Origin of the sequence: Roseomonas sp. KE2513 (assembly GCF_016107305.1) — a bacterium.
Classification (GTDB): Bacteria; Pseudomonadota; Alphaproteobacteria; order Acetobacterales; family Acetobacteraceae; genus Roseomonas.
Genome location: NZ_RCVR01000016.1, coordinates 33,783 through 48,529 on the forward strand (window position 1 = coordinate 33,783; position 14,747 = coordinate 48,529).

At 68.8% G+C, this 14,747-nt stretch carries 14 protein-coding genes; 5 read left to right on the forward strand and 9 right to left on the reverse strand.

Translation table 11 applies throughout. The features are described 5' to 3' along the window. Position 1: 1 nt before the first annotated feature. The 6 genes from D9599_RS16820 to D9599_RS16845 form a co-directional block, all read right to left on the reverse strand. Positions 2-1,678 (reverse strand): ABC transporter ATP-binding protein, encoded by a 1,677-nt coding sequence (locus tag D9599_RS16820; protein WP_198382440.1) that lies wholly within the window; start codon positions 1,676-1,678, stop codon positions 2-4. A 4-nt stretch (positions 1,679-1,682) separates the two neighbouring features. Then, on the reverse strand, positions 1,683-2,516 hold the full coding sequence (locus D9599_RS16825) for an ABC transporter permease (RefSeq protein ID WP_198382441.1): 834 nt from the start codon (positions 2,514-2,516) through the stop codon (positions 1,683-1,685). Continuing rightward, positions 2,513-3,466 carry an ABC transporter permease gene (locus D9599_RS16830; protein WP_198382442.1) on the reverse strand — a complete coding sequence of 318 codons (954 nt, stop codon included), beginning with the start codon at positions 3,464-3,466 and terminating at the stop codon, positions 2,513-2,515. The genes D9599_RS16825 and D9599_RS16830 overlap by 4 nt, the downstream gene beginning before the upstream one ends. A 64-nt stretch (positions 3,467-3,530) precedes the next feature. Continuing rightward, positions 3,531-5,069: an ABC transporter substrate-binding protein gene (locus D9599_RS16835; protein ID WP_198382443.1), complete on the reverse strand. Its 1,539-nt coding sequence runs from the start codon at positions 5,067-5,069 to the stop codon at positions 3,531-3,533. A gap of 31 nt (positions 5,070-5,100) precedes the next feature. Continuing rightward, a complete protein-coding gene (locus D9599_RS16840) occupies positions 5,101-6,234 on the reverse strand; it encodes an aromatic ring-hydroxylating dioxygenase subunit alpha (protein WP_198382444.1) in 1,134 nt (377 codons plus the stop codon). 15 nt (positions 6,235-6,249) lie between these two features. Beyond that, a complete protein-coding gene (locus tag D9599_RS16845; RefSeq protein ID WP_232480603.1) occupies positions 6,250-7,335 on the reverse strand; it encodes a histone deacetylase family protein in 1,086 nt (361 codons plus the stop codon). A 97-nt stretch (positions 7,336-7,432) separates the two neighbouring features. On the opposite strand from D9599_RS16845, the gene D9599_RS16850 reads away from it, so the two are divergent. From D9599_RS16850 to D9599_RS16860, 3 genes are read left to right on the forward strand one after another with little or no spacing between them, the layout of a single operon-like run. Next, on the forward strand, positions 7,433-8,488 hold the full coding sequence (locus D9599_RS16850) for a LysR family transcriptional regulator (protein ID WP_198382445.1): 1,056 nt from the start codon (positions 7,433-7,435) through the stop codon (positions 8,486-8,488). Between the two features lie 15 nt (positions 8,489-8,503). Beyond that, positions 8,504-9,544: a hypothetical protein gene (locus D9599_RS16855; RefSeq protein ID WP_198382446.1), complete on the forward strand. Its 1,041-nt coding sequence runs from the start codon at positions 8,504-8,506 to the stop codon at positions 9,542-9,544. A 27-nt stretch (positions 9,545-9,571) separates the two neighbouring features. Beyond that, entirely contained in the window at positions 9,572-10,435 is an 864-nt protein-coding gene (locus D9599_RS16860) for an alpha/beta fold hydrolase (protein ID WP_198382447.1), read from the forward strand. Between the two features lie 43 nt (positions 10,436-10,478). On the opposite strand, the gene D9599_RS16865 is transcribed toward D9599_RS16860, so the two are convergent. Genes D9599_RS16865 through D9599_RS16875 form a run of 3 tightly spaced genes read right to left on the reverse strand, consistent with a single transcriptional unit; the run spans position 10,479 to position 12,762 of the window. Continuing rightward, a complete protein-coding gene (locus D9599_RS16865) occupies positions 10,479-11,156 on the reverse strand; it encodes a type 1 glutamine amidotransferase domain-containing protein (protein ID WP_198382448.1) in 678 nt (225 codons plus the stop codon). A 15-nt stretch (positions 11,157-11,171) separates the two neighbouring features. Further along, a complete protein-coding gene (locus D9599_RS16870; protein WP_198382449.1) occupies positions 11,172-12,206 on the reverse strand; it encodes a phosphotriesterase in 1,035 nt (344 codons plus the stop codon). A gap of 10 nt (positions 12,207-12,216) precedes the next feature. Next, positions 12,217-12,762 (reverse strand): DJ-1/PfpI family protein, encoded by a 546-nt coding sequence (locus D9599_RS16875; protein WP_198382450.1) that lies wholly within the window; start codon positions 12,760-12,762, stop codon positions 12,217-12,219. 316 nt (positions 12,763-13,078) lie between these two features. On the opposite strand from D9599_RS16875, the gene D9599_RS16880 reads away from it, so the two are divergent. Both D9599_RS16880 and D9599_RS16885 read left to right on the forward strand, forming a co-directional pair. Then, positions 13,079-13,846: a DUF3891 family protein gene (locus D9599_RS16880; RefSeq protein WP_198382451.1), complete on the forward strand. Its 768-nt coding sequence runs from the start codon at positions 13,079-13,081 to the stop codon at positions 13,844-13,846. Between the two features lie 34 nt (positions 13,847-13,880). After that, positions 13,881-14,726 (forward strand): NAD-dependent protein deacetylase, encoded by an 846-nt coding sequence (locus D9599_RS16885; RefSeq protein WP_232480604.1) that lies wholly within the window; start codon positions 13,881-13,883, stop codon positions 14,724-14,726. Positions 14,727-14,747 lie beyond the last annotated feature (21 nt).

The following is a 14,747-nucleotide window of genomic DNA, read 5'->3' on the forward strand; positions in this document are numbered from 1 at the left end:
GTCAGGGCGTGACGAGGTTTGCCGCCAGGGGCGGGGGGGCGATGGCTGCCTCGGGATTGGGATCGCCGGCCAGAAGCCGGTTCCGTCGCTCCAGGGCGCGGTCCAGCCATCCCGCCGCCGTGCTGGGCTGGGAAGCGAGGAGGATCTCCGTGGTCGGGTGCCAGGGGGGCGCCAGCACCTCGTCCCGGCTGCCGGATTCAATGATGCGGCCGCGCTCCATCACGACGATATCGTCCGCGATGCTCCGCACCACGCCCAGGTCGTGCGTGATGAAAAGGTAGGAGACGCCGCGCTCCCGCCGCAGCCGGTCGAGCAGCTTCAGGACTCCCTCGCCCACCAGCGGGTCGAGCGCGGAGGTCACCTCGTCGCAGAGGATCAGGTCCGGCTCGGCCGCCAGGGCGCGGGCGATGGCAACGCGCTGCCGCTGCCCGCCGGAGAGGGCCATGGGGCGGCGGTCCGCCAGTTCGGGGGCAAGCTCCACTGCCTCCAGCAGGGCGGCGACGCGCTGCCCCACCTCGGCGCGCGGCGGGTTGAAGTAGAACCTGATCGGGCGGCCGATGATGTCGCCAACCGTCTGGCTGGGGTTCAGCGCCGTGTCGGCCGACTGGAACACCATCTGGACGCGGCGCAGCAGGTCCCGGCTGCGCTGCTTCAGCGCGCGTGGCAGGGGTTGGCCGGCGAAGACCACCTGCCCGTCCTCGGCCGCATGAAGCCCGGCGATCACCCGGGCGAGGGTGGACTTGCCGCTGCCGGACTCCCCCACCACCGCGAGGGTGCGGCCCTTGCGCACGGTCAGGTCGATGTCGTGCAGCACGCGGAAGGGGCCGAAGCCCGCCCTCATCCCGCGCACGGTCAGGAGGGGCGGCGCCGGCGAAGGATCGCGCGGGGAGGCCGGCTGGGTGCCCACCTGCAGCAGGCTGCGGGTATAGGCCTCGCGCGGGCGCTCCACCACCTCGCGCGCCGGCCCCTCCTCCACCAGCGCGCCGCCGCGCAGCACCATGATGCGGCCCGCGACCTGGGACACGATGGCCAGGTCGTGGCTGATGTAGAGGGCCGCCGCCTGCTCTTGCCGGATGGCCTGCCGAATGGCGGCGAGCACGCCGAGCTGGGTGGTGACGTCCAGCGCCGTGGTCGGCTCGTCGAAGACGATGATCTTCGGACGGGGTGCGAGGGCCATCGCCGTCATAGCCCGCTGGAGCTGCCCGCCGGAGACCTGGTGCGGGTAGCGGTCGTAGAAGCCGGCTGGGTCGGGTAGGCCCAGGCGCCCCATCAGCTCGATGATGCGCTGACGGCGCTGGGCGGGGCCGCGGCTGTCGAAGCGGCGCAGCACCTCGTCGATCTGCGCGCCGAGGGTGAAGGAGGGATTGAAGGCCGCCGCTGCGGATTGCGCGACATAGGCGATGCCGCCGCCCCGCACCCCCCGCAGCGCGCGGGCGGAGGCGCGCAGCAGGTCTTGCCCCTGGAACAGCACCTGGCCGCGCACGGCTTGGCAGCCCGGGCGAATATGGCCCATGGCCGCGAGGCCGATCGTGGACTTGCCGGCGCCGGACTCGCCGATCAGCCCCAGCACCTCCCCGGCGTGAAGGTCCAGGCTGATGCCTCGCAGCAGCTCCGTCACGCCGCGCTTCCCGGCGGCCTGGATGCAGAGGTCGCGGATGCGGAGAAGCGGCTCGGTCATCCGGTCAGCCCCTCCGCGCGGCGCGGCGGCCGGAGGCGGCCACCAGCCAGTCCGCGATCTGGTTCACCGCCAGCGCCACCGCCGCGATGGCCGCGGCCGGCACGATGGGCGCGGGCAGGCCGAAGCCGAGGGCCGGCGCATTCTCCCTCGCCATGCCGCCCCAATCGGCCTGGGGCGGCGGCACGCCGAGCCCGAGGAAGGAGAGGGAGGAGAGGAAGAGCAGGGCGAAGACGAAGCGCATCGCCAGTTCCGCCACCAGCGGGACGACGGCGTTGGGCGCGATTTCCCTCGCCAGGATCCACCCGATGCCCTCGCCGCGCAGGCGGGCGGCGGTGACGAAATCCTCGGTCATGATCTCCATGGCGAGCGCGCGGGCGAGGCGGAAGACGCGCGGGGCCTCGAACACCACCAGGACGCCGACCAGCACCGGCATGGAGTTGCCGAGCAGGGCGATCACGAGGATGGCCAGGATCAGCGGCGGCAGCGCCATGATGATGTCCATCAGCCGCGACAGCACCGTATCCATCAGGCCGCCGAGGAAGGCGGCGAGGAGGCCGAAGGCCAACCCCACCACGAAGGAGAGCACGGCCACCGCGGAGGCGAGGAAGAGGGTGAGGCGCCCGCCTTCCAACATCCGCGCCAGAAGGTCGCGTCCCAGCTGGTCCGTGCCCAGCAGGTGCTCGGCCCCGAAGGGCTCCCAAGGATCGCCCGCGAGCTCCCGCACCTCCGCCGGCACGATCCCGGGGCCGGCGAGGACGAGCAGCACCACGAAGGCCAGCACGGCGAAGGAGAGCACCACCGGCCATTGCCGGAAGGAGAGCCGCAGGGCGAGGATCATCGCGGGTGCCTCAGGCGCGGGCTGGCCAGGGCGGCCGCGATATCGGCCAGCACGTTCAGCCCGACATAGGTGGCGCCGAAGGCAAGGCCGCAGACGAGGATGACGTTCATGTCGTGCTTGGCGACCGAGTCCACCATCCACTGGCCGAGGCCGGGATAGGTGAAGACCACCTCCGTCACCACGATGCCGACGACCATGTAGGCGAGGGCCAGCGCCACCACATTCGCGATCGGCCCAACCGCGTTCACCAGCGCGTGGCGCAGCACGATGGCGGTGCGCGATGCGCCCTTCAGCTCCGCCATCTCGATATAGGGGCGAGAGAGGATGGAGACGACCGCGGCGCGCGTGATCCGCAGGACATAGGCCCCGATGAGGCAGCTCAGCGTCACCGCCGGCAGGAAGCAGCGGCTCAGCCGTTCCGCCAGCCCCATCTCCGGCGTGACGGAGGAGAGGACGGGGAACCAGCCGAGGTTCAGCGCGAAGACCGTGAGCAGCACGTAGCCCACGAAGAACTCCGGGAAGGAGATGGTGGCGAGCGAGCCGAGGGAGATGGCCCGGTCCAGCAGCCGATCCCGGTAAAGCGCCGCTAACAGGCCGAGCATGATGGAGAGCGGGATGGACATGGCCGCCGCATAGCCGGCCAGGAAAAGCGTGTTCTTCGCCCGCCAGGCGAAGTCCGGTGCCACGGGGCGGCCGTTGAGGATGGAGGTGCCGAGGTCGCCCTGCGCCGCGGCCTCCACCCAGCTGAGGAAGCGCTCGTGCACCGGCTGGTCCAGGCGCAGCGCGACGCGGAGGTTCCGCACTGCCTCCTCCGTGACGCTCTGCCCCAGGATTGTGCGGGCGGGATCGCCAGGGATGAGCTCCACGCCCCCGAAGAGCAGCACGGCGATCACCGCAAGGGTCGCGATCCCCTCGATGGTGCGCCGTGCGATCAGCCGCGAAAGCGTCATGCCCTGTTCCCTTCGCGGCGGATGGCGGAGGAGGAGACCCTCCGCCCCTTTCTGAGCAAGACCATCAGCCCAGCCAGCAGCGCTCCGCGATGCGGCCGCCCGCCATCTCCATGTTCGGCGCGGTCAGGTCGCCGCCGAGGCTCTTCTTCGCGCCGTCGATGAAGCTGTTGAAGAGCGGGATCATCACCCCGCCGTCGTCGCGCAGCAAGGATTGGCACTCGGCGTAGAGCGCGGCGCGCTTCGCCTCGTCGAACTCCGTGCGGGCGCGCACCAGCAGCTCGTCGAAACGCGGGTTCTTCCAGTGCCCCTCGTTCCAGACGGAGTTGGAAGCGTAACCCGTGCTCAGCATGATGTCGGTGGTGATGCGGCCCGTCCAGTAGGACATGTGGAAGGGCTCCTTCAGCCAGATGTTGCCCCAGTAGCCATCGGGCGGCTGGCGCTCCACGCTGATGTTCATCCCGATCTTCTGCGCCTGAGCCTGCATCAGCACGGCCATGTCGATGGCGGAGGAGAAAACCGCGGTGGAGGTGTGCAGCGGAATGGTGCCGCTGAAGCCGGACTTCTGGAAGTGGAACCTTGCCTTGTCCAGGTCCATCTCGCGCTGCGGCAGGCTGGCGTGGAAGGGCAGGGCCTCCGCGATCGGATGGTCGTTGCCGAGGGAGCCGTAGCCGCGCAGGATGCGGTCCAGCAGCTCCTTGCGGTTGGTGGCCAGCTTGAAGGCCATGCGCAAGTCGGGGTTGTTGAAGGGCGCGATATCCGTGCGCATGTTTACCGTGTAGAAGCCGTAGCCCTTGGCGATGTTCGCCTTCAGGTCCGCTGCCGCTTCCACCAGCCGCACCGTGCGCGGGTCCAGGCGGTTGATGATGTCCACCTCGCCGGCGCGCAGGGCGGATACGCGGGCAGCGTCGTCGTTGACGACGGTGATCTCGACCTCGTCCACATGCGCCCGGCCGGATTTCCAGTAATTCGCGTTCCGCGTGCCGCGGAAGCGCACGCCGGGTTCCCAGGTCTGCAGCACGTAAGGGCCCGTGCCCATGCCCTTATGGGAGTTGTCACCGTCCGGCACGATGGCGAAGTGGTAGTCCGACATCAGGTAGTGGATGTCGAGCGAGCCGGTCTTGTGGATGATCTCGATCTGGTACTTGTCGGTCTTGTTGATCGCCTCCAGGTCGCGCATCAGCGCCAGCGCGCCGGACTTGGATCCTTCGGCATTGTGGCGGCGGAGGGAGAAGACGACGTCGTCCGCCGTCATCTCCTTCCCGTTGTGGAAGGTGACGCCCTTGCGGAGATTGAAGACCCAGCGCTTGGCGCCCGGCCCGATCTCCCAGCTCTCGGCCAGTTCCGGGATCGCCTTGCCGGTGGGATCGATTTCCACCAGCGTGTTGAACAGCGTGTAGTTCACCACCCGCTCGTTCGGCGAGGCGAAGATGGGCGAGGTGTGGTCCAGCGTGTTCGCCGTCTGCCCCACGATGCCGATGCGCAGCTTGCCACCGCGCTTCGGCGTGGCCTGCGCGCGGGCGGTGGCCGGAAGTCCCGCCGCGAGCAATCCTGCCGCACCCACCCCGAACAGGCCGCGCCGGCCGAACGCTTCGAACCCCGTCATCTCCCGGTCCTCCGTCTCACGCGTTTCGCCGTCAGGCGACGCGCTGGATGCTGTGCTTCACGAAGTGCTGCAAGCCGCGTTCCAGGCGCGACATGCGGCCCGGCACGAAGGCCTCGGCGCCGGCGGCGTTCTGGAGGCTCTCGACCATCTCGAAGTCCTCCTCCAGCACCTTGTTCAGCATGCCCTGGAACTCCGTGACGATCCGCTCCTTGTCCGGCCCCATCATCACCTCGCGCGGCCAGAGCGCGTAGCCGACGAGGACCATCGTGTTCACGTCCACCGGCCAGGATGTGTAGAAGGTCATGTAGTCCGGCCGCAGGAAGGCGTTCACGTTGGGCGGCAACACGCCGGTGCGGGAGTAGCGCTCCCCCTTTTCCTCCATGGAGGGGATCCGCTTGGCGAAGCTCTTGCCATCCTTGGAGAGCGGGCCCGCGTCGTACTCGTCGATATAGACCTGGCCGCGCGGGCGCAGGTCGTAGGCCGCGTCCGGCGTGGAGAGGAAGCGGCCGATCGTGTCCTTGTGCAGGATCTTCAGGTGGTAGAAGTCGATGAAGTTCTCGACCATCAACTTCCAGTTGCAGTTCAGCTTCGTCTCCGTGCGCAGGCCGACATAGAGGCCGCCCATGCCGATCCAGCCGAACTTCTCCTCGAAGTCCTGGATGTACTCCGCGAAAGGCATCGGTTCCGCCGCCATGGAGACGAAGATCCAGCCGTGCCATTCGTTCAGCTGATACTCCTTCAGCCGGCAGTCGCGCCGGTCGAAGCCCTCGCTGTCCTGCATCCAGCTCGCGCCGATCAGTCGCCCGTCCAGGCCGTAGCTCCAGCCGTGATAGGGGCAGACGAAGGCGCGCTGGTTGCCCGTGCCCTTCGCGATCTCCACGCCGCGGTGCAGGCACAGGTTGGCATAGGCGCGCGCCTTGCCCTCCTTGTCCCGCACGATCAGCAGCGGCTCCTTGCCAATTCGGAAGCTGCGGAAGTCGCCGGGGTTCTCGATCTCCTCGGACCGGGCGAGCATCAGCCAGTCCTTGAGGAAGATGTTCTGAATCTCCCGCTGCAGGATGGCGGGGTCGCTATAGAGCCCTCCCGGCGCGTGGGTGGCCTGGGTGACCGGCCGGAAGGTCTCCGCATAGCTCGGGTCGGGGAGGGGAATCTGGGTGTCGGGCATGGGTTCCTCCGGTTCTCAGGCGCTCACGGGCTGGGCGGTGCGGCCGGACTGGAAGGAGCCCAGGAAGGCCGCTAGGTTCCGGCCGAGGTCGTCGCACATGTAGCCGCCCTCCTGCACCAGCACCGTGGGTAGGTCCAGCGCCGCGATTCTCGCCGCGATCCGCGCGAAGCCATCCGTGGACAGTCCCAGGAAGGCGAGCGGATCGTTCACGAAGGCGTCCAGCCCGAGTGAGACGACCAGGGCGCCCGGCCCGTAGGCGCGGATGCGGTCCAGCGCCGCATCCAGCGCGCGAATATATTCGTCATCGCCCGCGCCGCGCGGCAAGGGGAAATTCACCGTCGCGTCCGTGCCGGCGCCGGTTCCCGCCTCCTCCGCGTATCCCCAGAAGAAGGGGTAGAACTCGGCGGGGTCGCCGTGAAGGGAGACGAACTGCACGTCGCCGCGCTCCAGGAAGATGTCCTGCGTGCCGTTGCCGTGATGCACATCGATGTCGAGGATGCTCACGCGGTCCCAGCGGTCTCGCAGGATCTCGGCGGCCGCGGCGGCGTTGTTGAGGTAGCAGAAGCCGCCGGCATAATCCGGACCCGAATGGTGCCCGGGCGGGCGACACAGCGCATAGGCCTCCCGCTCGGCGCCGTGACGGACGGCCAGGGCGGCGGCCGCAGCCGAATGCGCGTTCCACAGCACCGCGTCCCAGGTCTGCGGTCCGATGGGGCAGGCGAGATCCGAGAGGTGATAGCCGGCCTGCCCGACCACACTGCGCGGATAGGGGCCGCGGGCGCGCCGCGGATGCGCGTTGGGCACCACCTCCGGCCCCGCATTCGGGTTCGTCGCCCAGCGCTCATGCGCCGTGCGCAGGAAGTCCACGTAGTCGGGCGTGTGCACGCGGCGGATGTAGAGTTCGCCGCTGTCGGGCGGCTCGAGCATAGTGTGCCCCTGCTCGGCGATGCCGCTCATCAGCCGGTCGATTCGCGCGGGAACATCCGGGTTGGCGCGCACGCGGCCGGCCACCAGGAAGTTCTGCGGGTCGTGCGCTGCCTGACGGGGAGAAACATAGACGCGCATGCCGGGCACCGCGCTCCTTGTGAGGTCGTTGGCCAAGTCGATGGACAATCCTGGCGTTGCGTGGAACCATAGATCAAATAGAGATTGGGGATGAGAGCATCAGTCTGATGAATGCTTGTCCGCAGTGCCCGCCATGACCGCCATGACCGCCGTGCCGCCCACCCCGCCGCGCAGCCGCGCCGCCAGCCTCTCGCGCGTCTCGCGGCCGCTGGCGCATCAGCTGGACTGGAACCTCCTGCGCGCGTTCCTCACCATCGCCGAGCAGGGGAGCATCTCCCGCGCGGCCGACGTGCTGCATCGCAGCCAGCCTGCCATCTCGGCCGCGCTGAAGCGGCTGGAGCAGCAGATTGGCGCCACGCTGGCGCTGCGCACCGCGACCTCCTTCCGCCTGACAGAGCCCGGCCAGATCCTGCTGCGCGAGTGCCAGGAGATCTTCAACACCATCGCGCAGATGCCGCGTCTGCTGGATGGCGGCGGCGATAGCCTCGTCGGCACCTTCTCGCTGCGCCTTGCTTCGCACATCGTCAGCGACCTGATCGACACTACCATCGCCGAGTTCCACCGCCGCTATCCGCGCGTGACGATGGACATCTCCATCAGCCCCTCCTCGCAGATCGTGGAGGATGCGCTGAACCGCTCGGTGAAGGTCGGGATCGGGCTGGCGAGCGTCCAGCACCCGGACCTGCGCTACCAGCACCTGTACCGGGAGCATTTCGGCTTCTTCTGCGGGCCCTTGCACCGGCTTTTCGGTCGGACGGGGCTGACCCTGAAGGACCTGGAGGGTGAGAAGGCGGTTTCCTTCAGGGTCTTCACCTTCTCCGACTGGGTGCAGACGATCGGCGCCCTCAACAAGCGCGCGAACCTCGCCGTGCCGATGGTCGGCATCTCCGACCATCTGGAGGAGGTGCGCCGCATGATTCTGGCCGGCATGGGCATCGGCGCCATGCCGATCCACGTGATGGAGCGCGACGAGCGGGACGGCCTGCTCTGGCGCCTGCCGCCCTACGAGGATGCGCCGGCGATCGACGTGCACCTGATCACCAACCCGAAGGTGCAGCTTGGCCGCATCGAGTCCGCCTTCGTGCACCTGCTCACCTCGGCCGTGCAGGCCAAGCCGCTGAGCGAGCGCAGCTATCCGCCCTCCCTTGCCGGTGCCCAGCGCCGCCCGCGCGCGCGCCGCGCTTCCTGACCAGGAGCCCCCGCCATGTCATCCGCCGATCACCATCTGGAACGCGCCAGCCGGGTGCTGGTGGAGGAGCACTTCGCCGTTGCGGAGGGGGAGAGCGTCCTGCTCACCGTGGACAGCGCGACGGACCCGGCCGTGACCGCGGCCATCTCCGGTGCCGTCACGCGGTGCGGGGCAAAGCTGATGACGGCGCTGATCCCGCGGCTTCCCTTCCAAGGCGGGCTGGCCGATCCCTACGTGCCCGACAACCTGGCCGCCGCCGCGGCGGAATCAGATTGCTGGCTGGACTTCACCTTCCCCTATCTGGCCGGCTCGCGCATGCATGATGCTGCCCTGAAGGCGGGGCGGGTGCGCTACGGCCTGTTGAACATGGGCGATCCCGGGAGCTTCGCGCGCATTTATGGCGGCGTGGACTTCCAGGCGCTGATGGATTTCCAGCTCGCGCTGGTGGAGTACCTCGACGGCTGCGCCGGGAAGGAGGCGCATGTCACCTGCCCGATGGGCACCGATATCCGCTTCGGCCTGGACAAGGTGAAGATCCGCCGCTCCCGCGTGGCGAACCACCCGGGGATGCACACCACGCCCGGGGCGCAGAACCTCTATCCGGTGGACGGTTCCGTCCACGGCCGCACTGTCCTGACAGCGCTTTTCGACGAGATCTACCGCCCGTTACGCAAGCCCATCACCGTGGTTTCGGACGGCGCCATCACTGCGCTGGAGGGTGGCACGGCCGAGGACATGCCGCGGCTGGAGCGCTCGCTCCGCCGCGCCGCATCAGGCCGTAACTACGGGCGGATGATCCACTTCACCCTCGGCTTTCACCCCGCCGCCAGATTCACCGGCCACCACTTCATTGAGGATATCCGCACTCCAGGCAGCAACGCCATCGGCATGGGCCTGCCGTGGTGGGAGGAGGGCGGTGGCGAGAACCATCCGGACGGCGTGGTCCAGGACATGACCCTGCGGATCGACGGGCAGACCGTCCAGCGGGATGGCCGCTTCGTCGGTCCCGCCCATCTCCTCGCCCTGCACGGGAAGATGTCGCCCCTCTTTTACTGACCTCAAGCCGGAAGGACCCGCAGTCCGATGCGCATCGCCTATATCGAATCCGACGGCGTGAACACGCGCTGCCTCACGGCCGGCGAGCCGGGCCGGCCGCCCCTGATGCTCATTCACGGCGTGGGCTCGTCCTGCGATTCCTGGATGAAGATCATCGATGGGCTGGGGGAGCACTTCCATGTCGTCGCGCCGGATCTGATCGGCCATGGGCTCACGCAGCTCGGCGACTACAGCGGCGGGCCTCCTCAGCCGGTCATGGTGAAGCACCTGCATGGCATCGCAGACGCACTCGGCTGGAGGGAGTTCTCGGTTTTCGGAAGCTCCTACGGCGCGCTTCTCTCCGTGCTCTGCCACATGGCGGACAAGAAGCGCGTGACGAAGGTCATCATGCTCGGCAGCGCCTCCGCCACCATGGGCGATGCCGAGCGGCTGGCGAGCTTCCATGCGGCTAAGGCCGCGGCCGTGGCGACCATGCAGAACCCGACTATCGAGTACGCGCGAAAGCGCATGGGCGGGATGGTCTACGACGTCGCCTGCATCCCCGAGGCGCTGCTCTATGTCCAGATGAACATCTTCGCCCGTCCTGGCCTGGCGGAGGGCTTCGAGAGGCTGATGGACGGCATGATGGACCTGGAGGCGACGCGCCCCTGGACGATCACCGGCCGCTTCGGCGAGATCGAGTGCCCGCTGCTGATGATCTGGGGTGCCAACGACCCGCACGCCAAGATCGACAAGGCCCTGGAGGCCGCGCGCATGGTGCGCGACGTGCGCTTCATCACGGTGGAGCGCTGCGGCCATGTGCCGCATCTGGAGCATCCGGAGAGGGTGCAGGAGGCCGCGCGCCGCTTCCTGCTCGGGGATGAGATGGCGGAGTACCGGCTGGCCGCCTGACCCGCCGGGAACAGGGGGGGGCGGCGTGCCTCCCCTGCAGGGGTCAGGCCCCGATGGGCGCGCCTTCGCGTGTGACCGCGACATAGTTCGCCGAGGCCTTGGCCCGCGCCAGCATCCCGGTCTCCGCCACATGGGTGTAGGCCGCGGAGGCGTAGGAGCCAGAGGCCGGCGCCAGCACGCGCCCCGTGCGGAGGGAGGGCGCCCGCTCCAGGTACTCGACGATCGCCTTGCCGAAGGCCGGCAGATCGCTCGGCAGGCGGGAGGTGATGATGTTTCCGTCCCGCACCACCGGCTCGTCCACGTAGTTCCCGCCGGCGTTGATGACATCGTCCTTCACCAGGAAAACGCAGGTCACCGTGCGGCCGCGCGCGATCCCGGCGGAGGCCAGCATCCAGCCCGCGTGGCAGATGGCCGCCACCAGCTTGCCCTGGTCGTGCACCGCACGGACGAGGTCCACCATGGGCTTGTGCTTGCGCATTCCCTCGGGTGCCAGGCCGCCGGGGATGACGATGGCATCGAGGTCGTCCGCCGAGACCTCGTCCATCGCGAGGTCGCAGCGCGTCGGCATGCCGAGCTTGCTGGCATAGAGCTGCCCGCGGGTGGGCCCGATGATGAGGACCTTCGCGCCTGCCTCGCGCAGGCGGATCACGGGGTACCAGAGCTCCAGCTCCTGGAAGGCGTTCTCGATGAGGACGCCGACCTGCGCGCCGTTCAGATCCATGCCTTGCGTCCCCTCTCAGAAGGCGATCAGGCGGCGCGGGTTCTCCACCATCACCTGATGCATCTCGGCCTTGCCGAAGCCCTTCGCCTCCAGCCGATGGGCGAAGTTGTCGAAGATGTAGCCGACCGGCACCTGCTCGTTCAGCAGCGGCGGGTCCTCGGCGCTTGGGGGACTGCCGGCGTAGCTGAAGAAGCGGTCGTAGGAGAAGACGAGGCGGTCGAGGTAGCCCATGTCCGTCAGTTGGCACACCGCGTTCGCGATCAGCTCGTCCAGGCTCTCCTGGCTGTCGTTCTGCCAGGGGATGCCGATATGGTCGACCTGCAGGCAGGCGCCGCGCTCGACGATGGCCTTCAGCTGCTCGATGTTCGGGTGCACGAAGGAGTGGCCAATGATCACGCGGCTCAGGTCTGCGCCGTAGCGCTCCAGCAGGTCCAGCAGCTCGATGCCGGGGTTGAGGTAGGCGTAGTCCTCCGGCTGGGTATGGGTGTTGATGCAGGCGCCCGTCCGGCGCTGAGCCCGCGCCACGGCGCAGATCACCTTCGCCTCCAGCGGGCTGATCGGCGTCGGCCCCTTGCTGGGGTCGAGTTCGGTGCTGGTGGTGCCGCCGGTCGCGGCTTTCAGGATGCCGGCCTTATAGGGCGTGAGCTGATTGTCGTAGACCATGCCTTCGGTGATGTCGCGCACGAGCATGTCCGCGATGTAGTCCGGCGACTTGCGGCGCCAGTGGAAGGGGATGCCGATGGCGTGCTCCTCCGGGAAGAAGCCGGTCATCGCCACGATGTTCACTCCGCTGCGGCGGGAGACCTCGGCCAGGAGCTCAGGATGGCGCCCGATCTCCGGCGGCGTCATGTCCACCAAGCTTTGGATATGGTGGACCTCCCGGCCTTCCTTCAGAACTGCCGCGACCTGCCCTGCGAGGGTGTCGAGGCTCCACACCTGTTGGTGGTCGGTATCGGAGCCCTGGTAGGCGTAGCGGATGTGCTCGTGGGTCAGCGTGATGCCGAGTTGATCCGGCTCGATATCGCCGAGCACCGTGCGGATATGTCCCATGGCCGTCCCCTCAGGCCGCCGCGCGCCGCACCGGCATAGCGGACAGGGCAGCGGCGAAAGCGCGGTAGAAATCTGGTAGTTCGTCGGCGGAGCGGGCGGTGATGAGGCCATCCTCGGCGGCCAGGCCGTCGCTGGAGGGCTCGCCGCCACCGGCGTGCACCGTCATCTCGAGAGATGAAGGGCAGGCGACGCGCCGCCCCTTGAGAAGGCCCGCCTTCGCGAGCACCACCACTCCCTCGGCGATCGCGCCAAGTACCGCGCCGGCCTCGGCCGCCTCTGTCAGGAGCCGCAGTACCGCCGCGTGTCCGGCCAGCCGGCCTGCCATGGCGCCGCCTGGAACGATCAGCCCGGCCCACTCGCCGCCCGCATCGAAGGTTGCGTCCGGGATCACGGGGTAACCGAGCTGGCTCTCCACCTGCGCGTCGTTCCGCGGGCCCAGGACGATCACCGCGCTCCCCGCCTCGCGCAGGCGCAAGACCGGGTACCAGAACTCGATTTCCTGGAATCCTGCCTCAACGAGAACGCCGGTCCGGCAATCCTGTGTGTCTGCACCCATCCCGCATGCTCCAGCCGTCCCGGCCCGTGCGCCGACGGGAAAGTCTAGTCACGCGCATCGATGGGGCGTCAACGCCGGTCGTGCTGATGCATTCATTTGCCTGATCTTTGGGGGCATCGGTCTGCCCGGCACGGCCCAGGTGGAACTCACGCCTGGCGACGCGTTCGGTCTCGCCAGGCCGGGGGACGGTGGTTTCAGGTCGGCCTGAGGGAAGGGCCCTGGGCGTAGCCGGGTGACCGTCCACGTGCCGAAGGTCCGAAGTCCGGCGGATGAGGAACGGCTGTGTCCCAAGGCCTTCCTCGCGCGTTGACGCCGCATGATCCTGCGAGACCCCGAGGACGGCATCCGCCTCCTCATTCCCCAGCCCTCCCATGCCCTGCTCTCCGGCCAGATGATGGCCGCCTGGGGCGCTCCCGGCTTCGCGCGGCCAGACCCGGCGCCCGAGGTTATCCTCGCCGCGGGGCAGCACGACATCGCCTGGCTGTCCTGGGAGACCGCCCCGACCCTCGATCCAGAGACGGGTCTGCCCCACGCCTTCACGGCACTGGGCGCGGCCGTTCATGCGCCGATGTGGGCCCGGGGCGTGGAACTGGCCCGCGCCGCCTGGGGCCTCTGGCCCGCCCTGCTGATCTCCCTGCACGGCACGCGCATCTACACGCAGTACATGGACCCGGAGAGCTTGCCACCGAAAGACGAGGCCGCGATCGACCGCAACGCCGCCAAGGAGGACGAGCTGCAGGCGGACTGGATTGCAAAGCTCGGCGCGACGGCCGAGCAGGTGGAACGGAACTCCGCCCTCGTCGCGGTGACCGACGCGCTTTCCCTCGCCCTCTGCTTCGCCGATCCGGACAAGGCGGGGGAGGCGCCGATGGAGGATGGCAGCACCCGCAAGATGAAGCTCGTGCGGCAGGCGCAGTCCCGCTGGTCGCTCGACCCCTGGCCTTTCCGCGAGAGCACGCTGACGCTCCGCTGCGAGGCGATCCGCCTCCCCGCCAGTACCCGCTGGACGGACGAGGAGGCGATGCGCCGGGACCTGCGCGAAGCGGCCTGGAGCAAGCTGGCCGAGACCCTGGTCCCGGCCTGACGGCTGGACCGCCGCGGCTGGCGGCGCGGCTCCCATGGCGATCGCCGCTGACCGACCCTACATGCGCGACATGAACGACACGGCGCCGCTGCACGACTTCATCGACCGGCACCGGCACATCTTCGTGCTGACCGGCGCGGGCTGCAGCACGAATTCCGGCATCCCCGACTACCGCGACGAGGAAGGCCAGTGGAAGCGGGCGCAGCCCATGACGTTCCAGGCCTTCATGGGAGGCGAGCCGGCCCGGAGGCGCTACTGGGCGCGCAGCCTGATCGGCTGGCGACGCTTCAGCCAGGTGCGGCCGAATCGCGCCCACGACGCCCTCGCGCGTCTCGAGCGCGGCGGCAAGAGCGTACTTCTCCTCACCCAAAACGTGGACCGCCTGCACCAGGCTGCCGGAAGCAGCCGGGTGGTGGACCTCCACGGGCGCCTGGATCGCGTCCGCTGCACCGCCTGCGGGGAGACGATCCCGCGCGAGGCAATGCAGGAGGCGCTGATCCGCCTCAATCCCGGCTGGGAGGAGCGGGAAGCCGGCATGGCACCGGATGGCGATGCCGACCTCGATGAGGAGGACTTCGCCTCCTTCGCCGTGCCGCCCTGCCCAGCCTGCGGTGGCGTTCTCAAGCCGGATGTCGTGTTCTTCGGCGAGTGCGTGCCGAAGGAGCGGGTGGAAAGGGCTGTTGGTGCGCTGGAGGAAGCCGATGCGATGCTCGTGGTCGGGTCCTCGCTGATGGTCTATTCGGGCTTCCGCTTCGTGCAGGCAGCCGCGCGTGCCGGCAAGCCGATTGCGGCGGTGAATCTCGGCCGCACCCGTGCCGATCCCATGCTGGCGCTGAAGGTGGAGCAACCCTGCGCCGAAGCGCTCTCCTTCCTACTGTAGCAGTGCCGGAGTGGTGAGGCG

Excerpts from the sequence above, each read along its gene's own strand:
- D9599_RS16820 (WP_198382440.1), bottom strand. The coding sequence starts at position 1,678 with ATGACCGAGCCGCTTCTCCGCATCCGCGACCTCTGCATCCAGGCCGCC.
- D9599_RS16825 (WP_198382441.1), bottom strand. The coding sequence starts at position 2,516 with ATGATCCTCGCCCTGCGGCTCTCCTTCCGGCAATGGCCGGTGGTGCTC.
- D9599_RS16830 (WP_198382442.1), bottom strand. The coding sequence starts at position 3,466 with ATGACGCTTTCGCGGCTGATCGCACGGCGCACCATCGAGGGGATCGCG.
- D9599_RS16835 (WP_198382443.1), bottom strand. The coding sequence starts at position 5,069 with ATGACGGGGTTCGAAGCGTTCGGCCGGCGCGGCCTGTTCGGGGTGGGT.
- D9599_RS16840 (WP_198382444.1), bottom strand. The coding sequence starts at position 6,234 with ATGCCCGACACCCAGATTCCCCTCCCCGACCCGAGCTATGCGGAGACC.
- D9599_RS16850 (WP_198382445.1), top strand. The coding sequence starts at position 7,433 with ATGACCGCCATGACCGCCGTGCCGCCCACCCCGCCGCGCAGCCGCGCC.
- D9599_RS16855 (WP_198382446.1), top strand. The coding sequence starts at position 8,504 with ATGTCATCCGCCGATCACCATCTGGAACGCGCCAGCCGGGTGCTGGTG.
- D9599_RS16860 (WP_198382447.1), top strand. The coding sequence starts at position 9,572 with ATGCGCATCGCCTATATCGAATCCGACGGCGTGAACACGCGCTGCCTC.
- D9599_RS16865 (WP_198382448.1), bottom strand. The coding sequence starts at position 11,156 with ATGGATCTGAACGGCGCGCAGGTCGGCGTCCTCATCGAGAACGCCTTC.
- D9599_RS16870 (WP_198382449.1), bottom strand. The coding sequence starts at position 12,206 with ATGGGACATATCCGCACGGTGCTCGGCGATATCGAGCCGGATCAACTC.
- D9599_RS16875 (WP_198382450.1), bottom strand. The coding sequence starts at position 12,762 with ATGGGTGCAGACACACAGGATTGCCGGACCGGCGTTCTCGTTGAGGCA.
- D9599_RS16880 (WP_198382451.1), top strand. The coding sequence starts at position 13,079 with ATGATCCTGCGAGACCCCGAGGACGGCATCCGCCTCCTCATTCCCCAG.
- D9599_RS16885 (WP_232480604.1), top strand. The coding sequence starts at position 13,881 with ATGGCGATCGCCGCTGACCGACCCTACATGCGCGACATGAACGACACG.